A 7,530-nucleotide genomic window follows, 5' to 3' on the forward strand; every position below is an offset into this window, starting at 1 on the left:
GTGCTGGATCACCGTGGCCAGCAGGTCCGCGCGCACCAGCTCGGCGAAGTCGCCATACAGCCAGGTCTTGGCCTCCTCGGTCGTGAACTCGTCCACCACCTGCAGGGTGACCGTTGGCTTGACCGGGCGCACCACGCCCAGCAGCCGGTCGTTGCCGCGCACGTCCAGCGCACGCGGCGCCGCGCTGCCGTCGTTGGTGGTCTGGTAGGTGCGCTCGGTGGCCTCGTCGTTGATCTGGCCCTTGACGAGGGACAGTTCCTGCGCCCAGGAGCGGATGGGCGCGGCCGGGTTCTGCACCACGGCTCCGCTGGCATCTCGCGCGAAGCGGTGCAGCGTGCGGGTGCCGGCCAGGCATGCCGAGTGGTGCCGGTCGGTGGCCAGCGGCCAGAACTCGGAGCTTGGCAGGAAGAGATTGAAGTGCTCCCGGGCGAAGTTCGCGCCCAGCGCGCGATCAGACATGCTGGGCGCCTCGCCCGGGAATGCGGACAGCTTGTAGGTGGTCATGCCCGCTACCCTGGCAGGCTTGGCACCGGCGCCCTAAACGGCCAGGGCCGGCACCTGGCCCGCCAGGATCTGCGCCGCGCGCTCCTCGCTGTCCAGCAGGCCGTAAGCGCCCATCATGTTGATGAAGGTGACGGTGCGGGTGTCGCTCAAATCCACGCTGGTGCTGTCGCGGTAGGTGGCAATCCCCGTGCGCACGTCAGCGCGCTGGTCGATGGAAAGATCCTTGATCTTGGGATTGAAGGTCGCGAACTCCTGCACGTCGAAGTTGTCCAGGATGCGCTGCTCGCTCAAGGTCAGCAAGGTGCGAAACTGACCTGGCGTCAGTTCCGGTTGTGGATGCGGGACGTTGAAAAAATCAGACTGATTCATCATGCCACCCTCAAAAACATGGAGGTATCGGTTGAAGGCTTGTTTGGGTAGGGCAGCCCGACATAAGAGACAGCACGAAAAACGTCCCGCGAACCGCCATGCGAATAAACAATAACCAAATCTCTATTCACTTTGACTCCCGCTCCCAGATATGATGTTCCAGGCGAAAATGCGGCAACTTCAATTTTCCCGCCCATAGGACGTTGCGTAAAATAACAATTGGAGGCAACTCCAGCGCCCGATTTTCCGTAGGCATCAAGGCAATAATTTCGGTTGGGTTTCAGCATTGCGCCCCAACTACCCCAAGAAACGACTTCGCCCACGGGGCCAGTAGGATAGTAGCCCTCCCCTGGGGTGCTCGATGTTGCTGGGATCCATGAAGTAACCAGCTTCATATCGGCATCATACAGGCGAACGTCCATGCTGTAGGAATAAGTCCCACCAACATAATAAACGTTATTACCATAGACCAACCACAATTGCTGCTGTTCATCCCATGCCATGGTCATTGCCGGATGCACACAAATCACGTAAGGCTGCGAAAATGCACCCAGATTTGTATCAAACTGATAGACGTAGGTGTAGGTGGTGTTTCCATTTGCATAGGAGCCTACGCCAGCCATGTTAAAAACAACAAAAAGACTTCTACCATTTCCGGCAACTCCACACAGCGAATAGCTCGCGCTATTGGCACCGGTTGCCGGCAAGCTGACAGCAGTCAGTGTGGTTCCTGTAGAACTGAGGCGGTAAAGATGGTTATTATTGGCTGCTGCCATATTAAGCGACAGGTTCAAACGTGAAACCCAGAATTCTCCATTGACATAGTCGAGTCTGCAGGAATACGTCGTACCGCCCGGGAGGGCCGCTTGTGCGGGAGTGAGTGTTCCAGCCCATGATGTAAAATTGTCCGTGGAACGGATAATTGTCCCATCTCGCGCCATTGCAAGCCATACACCATTGCCATCTGTAGCAACAGACCAAGAATATCCGGAAGCACTGGCAAGCTTTCCGCGCGAGATCCAGTTGTCTCCCGCATCTGTGGAAACAAATACGGTACTGTCGTAAGCCACTGCAACCACCGTATTTTTCCCGTCGGTTGCCATGTCACTTATGGGAGCGTTCGGGGGCTGGCTGGATTTTGCCGCCATATGCCCGACAGGTTTAAGGTAGTCCGGAATTTTGGGAAATATCGCAGACCTAGCTAGCGTCCCAGCGCGCAAATAAGTTTTGCCCTGTGCCCTTTGTATCCCATAGGGATCTGACACGTCGGGTAAAAGGTTGACGCTGCCAATGGGTGGCAGGCTATTGACTCCCAGCAAATCGCTCAAACTCTGATTCATTATTCCATCTCCCATCGGCCAATCTGCACACAACGAAAACTCAACTCACCGGGCAAATTAAAATCGGCATCCAGGCCGACATTCATCCCCATCAGCAAATCGGCGCCTTGCGGATTGATCGTCAATGTGTTGGTTCCAAAACTCTTGCCGTGGTCCCGCACCCCGAAACGCAGGTCCACGGCCGAGGCCGCAGGCGCAAGCAGCGTCACCGGGCCTGCCGCCGTGTTGACGCGCGTGACCTGGCCCACAGGCAAGGTCGCGCCGTTGTTCGCGGACGTGAGCACGGCGGTATTCGAGGACAGGCCCGCGCCATCGGCAGCCGGCCCCAGGCGCCGCCACTTGCCACCGCTGCCGTCCTCGAACCAGGCGTACTCGATCCAGGCGCGGCTGTCCGAGGTGTTGACCCAGGTGTCACCCGGCGAACCACCGGCCGGCTCCGCGCTGGAGAAGGTCCGCAGCTTGAGCCGGCCATCGAGCGCGCCCTGCAGGCCCGCCACCGTGCTGATGGCCTGCGTGCCTGTGTGCGTGCTGCGGTCGCGTAGCTGGGCGTCCGTGGCGTTCTTGGTGGCCTGCGCGGCCACGCCTTCCAGCTTGGCTTTCTCTGCGCTGGTGAAGTCCTCAGTGGACAGGCCCTTGCCCGCCACCTTGTCCACCTTGTTGGCCAGGGCCGCCTGCTGCGCGGTACTCACGGGCTTGTCCGCGTCGGCCGTGTTGTCCACGTTGGGCAGGCCCACCATGGCCTTGCTGATGCCCGACACTGTGCCCGTGAACGTGGGGTTCTCCTTGGGCGCACGCGCATCGAGGGCGGCCTGCAGGCCCGTGATGGTGCTGATCGCCTGGGCGCCGGTATGCGTGGTCCGGTCGCGCAGCTGCGCGTCCGTGGCGTTCTTGGTGGCCTGGGCGGCGATGCCCTCCAGCTTGGCCTTCTCGGCGTTGGTGAAGTCATTGGCGCTCAGGCCCTTGCCGTCTTCCCGGTCCACCTTCACGCCCATGCCGCCTGCGGTCAGGCGCAGCTCCAGCAGGTCGCCAGCCACGTAGGAGCGCGGCGCCGTGCCTTCCTGGCCACGCAAGACCGTGAGCCGGCATTCACCGATGACCGAGTTGTCCACGGCCGTGATGTGCAGGACCTCGTAGTCCGACTCCAGCGAACCGCTGCGCTTGTAGGCTGTCAGCACATACCAGGAGCCCGGCTCGGGGTTGCGCAGCAGGCCGGCCGCGCCATCGGACACGCGCAGCACGCCATAGTCCAGCTCGGTGGCCGGGGCGCCTGTCTGCGGCGCCGCGCGCACGTCAGCAATGAACTGCGTCTGGAAGTTGTTGAGGAACAGCTGCGGCATTTCTATTTTTCCTTGATGGGCACGATCAGCTCCACCTCCTTGGTGCGGCCGTCGTTGGTCGTGGCGGCCACGCTGATCTGGTACTTCTGGCCATCGGCGCCGCCCGCGTAGACCCAGACCTTCACGCGCTGGCCCACGAAGGCATAGGACGGCGGCATGGTCATGGCCGGACGCACTTTGAGCTCGACGGAAACAATCTCGTCGCCTGGCGGAAACCAGTCGGCGAACTCGATGTCGTAGTCCTGCGTGTCTGCAGGCTGCATGGGGGATGCACGGAACATGCTCTGCCCTTGGTCGGTAACGTAGAAGGTGGTCATTCCTGCGGGCACGAGGAAGGTTCGGGATTCGGGCGCTGCCTCATCGAAGGGCAGGCGCCTGTGCACGGCCGGGTCGATGTCGATGAAGGCCACGCCCTGGGCCGCGAGCGGCGCGCGCACCAGGCGGTGCGGATCGACGGCGCCGCGCGCCAGGCCCTGGGCCAGCACGGCCAGCCGCGCCTCGACGCGGCCCTGGGTCACGACGAAGGCCTGGCCCTTGCCGTCCACGGGCGAGCGCAGCCAGCGGCGCACGTAGATCTGCCCATCCGCCTTGCCGCGCGCCGCCGGCGCCGACTGGACAGGGCCGCGACGCAGCAGGTGCGTCTTGGGTGCGAACTGTGCCTGTGTGACGGCCGCCACGGGACTGCGTGCCAGCACAAGGGCGTTGACAGTAGCCCGGGCCGTGGCCTTGGCCACCACGCGCCCGTAGACCGGCGGCAGCGTGACCTTGAGGACCGCGCGGCCGGTGGCGGCCAGCAGGCTGCGGACGTGAATCCGGCTCAGCACGCCCTCCACAGCCGCCCGCGCCACGGAGTCCGCCGAGAGCTTGGCGTGCACACGGCCCAGCGGGCCTGTCAGCGCAGCAGCGGGGGCCGAGTTCACCACGGCATAGGCGAGCACGCGCCCGCCCACGCGGACGCGGGCATATCCCTTGGCGTCCACGCGGATGCGCACCACGGGATCGGCTGACCGGCCGTTGAGCGCGAACCCGTTGAGAGGGCCCCGGTTCATGGCTTACAGCAGCTGCAGCGTGAAGTCGCCCGTCAGCGCCTGGCTGTCCACCACGAACACGTCGTTGATCTGCAGCGTGCGCGGCGACGGAAGCGGCTCGGAATACATGAGCGTGGCCGTGCCATCGGTGGCCGAGTCACCTTCCATGATCCCGATGTGCGTGACCGTGACCTGGGCGCCCGTGACGGGCGGAAACTCCGCACGCACGGCGTTGTATGTGGCGCCGTTGTTGGGCGCGGCAAAGGCGCCCGTAGCCACGCGCTGGTACCACGGTGCTGCCACCTCGGTGCCGGCGGTGAAGGCGTCGGTAGGGTCGGCCGTGAACAGGGCGAAGTAGGCGTTGCGGATGGCCGGGAAGGCCTGCTTGCGCAGCGTGGCGCTGATGATCGCGTTGGCGAGGGATGTGCTGAAACCAGCCATGACGGCTCCTATGGCTTCGAGCACTCCAGCGCCCCGATTGAAGATGCCCGCCAGGATGGCAGGCTTGGTTCACTTCTGGGCCACGGCCGTGGTGGCCGCAGCCTGGGCCTGAATGCCCAGCGCCTCGTTGTAGAGAGCACGGTGCGCCGCCGCGATGGTCGCGTTGCCGCCGAACTCGGCGTCGATGGACCAAGCACGGAACAGCACGAAGTGCCGCAGCGCGTCCATCCAGCGCTCGGGCACGCTGGGCTTCCCGTTCTCGTCGGCCAGGTCCACGGCCGCGACACCCACCATGGCGCGCACCTTGGTGCCGGCGGCCACGGGCGGATAGACCAGGAATTCCTGCGGCGTGCCCAGGTCGTGCATGTAGTGCTGCACCTCTCGGCCCGGCGAGCCTGAGCGCCAGGCGCCGGCCACGGCGTCCAGCACCCACAGGTCAGTCTTGGTGATTCGCCGCTGCGTGGCGTTGGCGTTGTTCGTGATGTCGATCAGCGTGAGCACGTCGGCCGGCAGCTCCTGCCGCCACCCGGCGGCCAGCACCAGGTCGCGCGGCTGGGCCATCTGGTCCGGCCGCTGCTCGGCAAAGGCGCGCTGGGCGGCGTTGAACCAGTCCAGCAGATCCGCACGGGTCCAGCGGATGTGCCCCTTGTCCTGCAGGTCGCGCGCTGCATCGTCCAGCAGCTGGGCCACGGTCAAAGCCATGATGCCCTCCCCCGCGAGCCGCGGCTGGTGTTGGAGCGCCACACGTCGGCTGTGGCGTCATCCATGGCGCGCAGGAAGAACGCCAGGGCCACGCCGGCCTGGTCGGGCTTGTAGTAGTCCGTGCCCTCGGTAGCCAGCAGCTCGGCCTTGGCGCCCTCGCGGATCGCCTCATGATAGAGCGAGGCCACCTCATCGGGCACGCTGTTGCCGCGCAGGGACGGCATCAGCGAAGCATAGACCTGCAGCCGGCCCGCGCTGCCCGTGCGCACAGTGAATTCGCGCAGGTTGGTCGTGACCAGGTAGAGCTTGCCGCGCAGCTCGTGCTGCCAGGGATCGGCAGGCAGGTCGCGCGCCTTCGCCACCGCCAGCGGGCGCCCGGCCAGCGTGGCCCGCTCCAGGCGCAGCAGCTCCGCGCCCTGGGGCAGCTCGAAGGTGTATTCGGCGAAGGCCTCGCCGGTCACGTCCGTGGGCTCCAGCCATTCCTGCCAGGCGCGCGTGGCCTTGAGGAAGGTGCGCGCGGCGCGGTTCAGCGCCATATGGATGAGCGGGACCGGCGCCTTGGGGGCGGCCAGGACCAGCTCAGGCATCCAGTTCTCCCAGCTGGCCATGGTGCGATCAGCCGGTCACGTTGGAAGCGCGCGAGGCCTTGCGCACGCGGCCGGTGGGGGCCGAGTCGGATTCCTGGGGCATACCGGTGCCGCCGTCCAGGTCGTCATCATCGCCAGAGCCCATGCCTGGCGAGAAGGTGCCGCGCGAGGACGGGGCCTTGCCGTCCAGGGTCGCGCGGCGGGCTTCGCGCTCGGCGGCCAGGCGCTGGAATTTCTGCTCGGCCTCGAACTCCTCCTCGGTCTGGAAGTTGCCGGCGCGCAGATGCTCGGCATGGGCCTCGTTCTCGACGTCGCAGGCCAGCGGCTTGCCCTCGAAAACATAGATGGCGCCCTTGATGCGCACGATCAGGGTTCCGTCCTTGCGTGCGGGCAGCGAAGTGAACAGCTTCATGGTGATGGTTCTCCGGGGTTCAAAAAGCCCCGGCGGCCGATGCCACCGGGGAAAGCCCCTTGCGGGGGCGCACACATGAGCGCGCTGTCAGGCGTTCGTGTAGATCAGGTCCAGCGTGAACAGGCCGGCAGCCGTGCCTGCGCCCGAAACCTTGAGGATGATGCGTCGGTCTTCATCCTTGGTTGCGAGTTTGGCGAAGGCCGCTGGCACGAGGTGCGCGTAACCACCGGCTGCACCCACATCGTTGTCCGTCACCCAGGCGCCGCCGCCGTCGTCGGCCGCTGTGCTGATGTCGCCAGCCGCATCCGCCAGGCCAATGGAGGCCTTGAAGCCCGCGCCCAGGGCAGCAGGCACGCGGATGTACAGCGACACGGGCAGCATGCCGGCGGGCAGGATGCCGATGACGCCACGGGTACCCACTGCGTGGTCTGCCACTGCCAGGGGCTGGCCGAAGCGCGAGCGCACCAGCTCGGAGCCGCCGGGGGTGATGGGGGCCTGATGGCCTGCGGCCACGGCACTGAGTTGCTTGAAAGCCATGAATGACTCCTTTCGTTCGGTGGGGATCAGCGCGAAGCAGCGGCCGTGTCGATGCCGTAGACGCCGTGGTCCTGCTTCTCGCCCTCGATCTCGAAGACCGACTTCTTGACGCCGAAGATGGACGACGTGGTGATCACGACCTGGTTGCCGTTGTCGCGGGTTTCCTCATGCCAGCCGTAGCGCATGCCCGTGCCCGGCGAGCCGAACGCCATCACGCCGGCCTGCGCACCCATGAACAGCGCGCGCGCCGTTTCCAGGTCGCCCGTGGCACCG

General features: G+C 65.2%; 10 protein-coding genes and 1 pseudogene. All 11 read right to left on the bottom strand.

What is annotated here, in order from left to right:
- Window positions 1–504 (bottom strand): annotated as a pseudogene (locus DA1_RS29020) (hypothetical protein); the annotation flags it as partial.
- Window positions 505–537: 33 nt separating this feature from the next.
- On the bottom strand, window positions 538–804 hold the full coding sequence (locus tag DA1_RS29025) for a hypothetical protein (protein ID WP_155294196.1): 267 nt from the start codon (window positions 802–804) through the stop codon (window positions 538–540).
- Window positions 805–872: 68 nt separating this feature from the next.
- A complete protein-coding gene (locus tag DA1_RS30835) occupies window positions 873–2,213 on the bottom strand; it encodes a beta propeller repeat protein (protein ID WP_155294195.1) in 1,341 nt (446 codons plus the stop codon).
- Window positions 2,213–3,550: a hypothetical protein gene (locus tag DA1_RS29030; RefSeq protein ID WP_034391710.1), complete on the bottom strand. Its 1,338-nt coding sequence runs from the start codon at window positions 3,548–3,550 to the stop codon at window positions 2,213–2,215. Before DA1_RS29030 ends, DA1_RS30835 begins: the two co-directional genes overlap by 1 nt.
- A gap of 2 nt (window positions 3,551–3,552) precedes the next feature.
- Window positions 3,553–4,599 (bottom strand): phage fiber-tail adaptor protein, encoded by a 1,047-nt coding sequence (locus DA1_RS29035; protein ID WP_034391707.1) that lies wholly within the window; start codon window positions 4,597–4,599, stop codon window positions 3,553–3,555.
- A gap of 3 nt (window positions 4,600–4,602) precedes the next feature.
- Window positions 4,603–5,019, bottom strand: a complete 417-nt coding sequence (locus DA1_RS29040; protein WP_034398312.1) for a phage tail fiber protein — start codon at window positions 5,017–5,019, stop codon at window positions 4,603–4,605.
- Window positions 5,020–5,088: 69 nt separating this feature from the next.
- Window positions 5,089–5,721, bottom strand: a complete 633-nt coding sequence (locus DA1_RS29045; RefSeq protein WP_034391705.1) for a phage adaptor protein — start codon at window positions 5,719–5,721, stop codon at window positions 5,089–5,091.
- The gene (locus DA1_RS29050; RefSeq protein WP_174549426.1) at window positions 5,712–6,308 is read right to left on the bottom strand and encodes a hypothetical protein; all 597 of its coding nucleotides are present in this window, start codon (window positions 6,306–6,308) and stop codon (window positions 5,712–5,714) included. Before DA1_RS29050 ends, DA1_RS29045 begins: the two co-directional genes overlap by 10 nt.
- 28 nt (window positions 6,309–6,336) lie before the next feature.
- Window positions 6,337–6,720 (bottom strand): hypothetical protein, encoded by a 384-nt coding sequence (locus DA1_RS29055; RefSeq protein WP_034391702.1) that lies wholly within the window; start codon window positions 6,718–6,720, stop codon window positions 6,337–6,339.
- 87 nt (window positions 6,721–6,807) lie between these two features.
- A complete protein-coding gene (locus tag DA1_RS29060) occupies window positions 6,808–7,257 on the bottom strand; it encodes a hypothetical protein (protein ID WP_013803291.1) in 450 nt (149 codons plus the stop codon).
- A gap of 26 nt (window positions 7,258–7,283) precedes the next feature.
- Window positions 7,284–7,530: phage capsid family protein (locus tag DA1_RS29065; protein ID WP_155737676.1), on the bottom strand; the 247-nt coding region annotated here is incomplete at its 5' end.

The sequence above is a fragment of the Delftia acidovorans NBRC 14950 genome, assembly GCF_001598795.1.
Taxonomy (GTDB): Bacteria; Pseudomonadota; Gammaproteobacteria; order Burkholderiales; family Burkholderiaceae_C; genus Comamonas; species Comamonas acidovorans.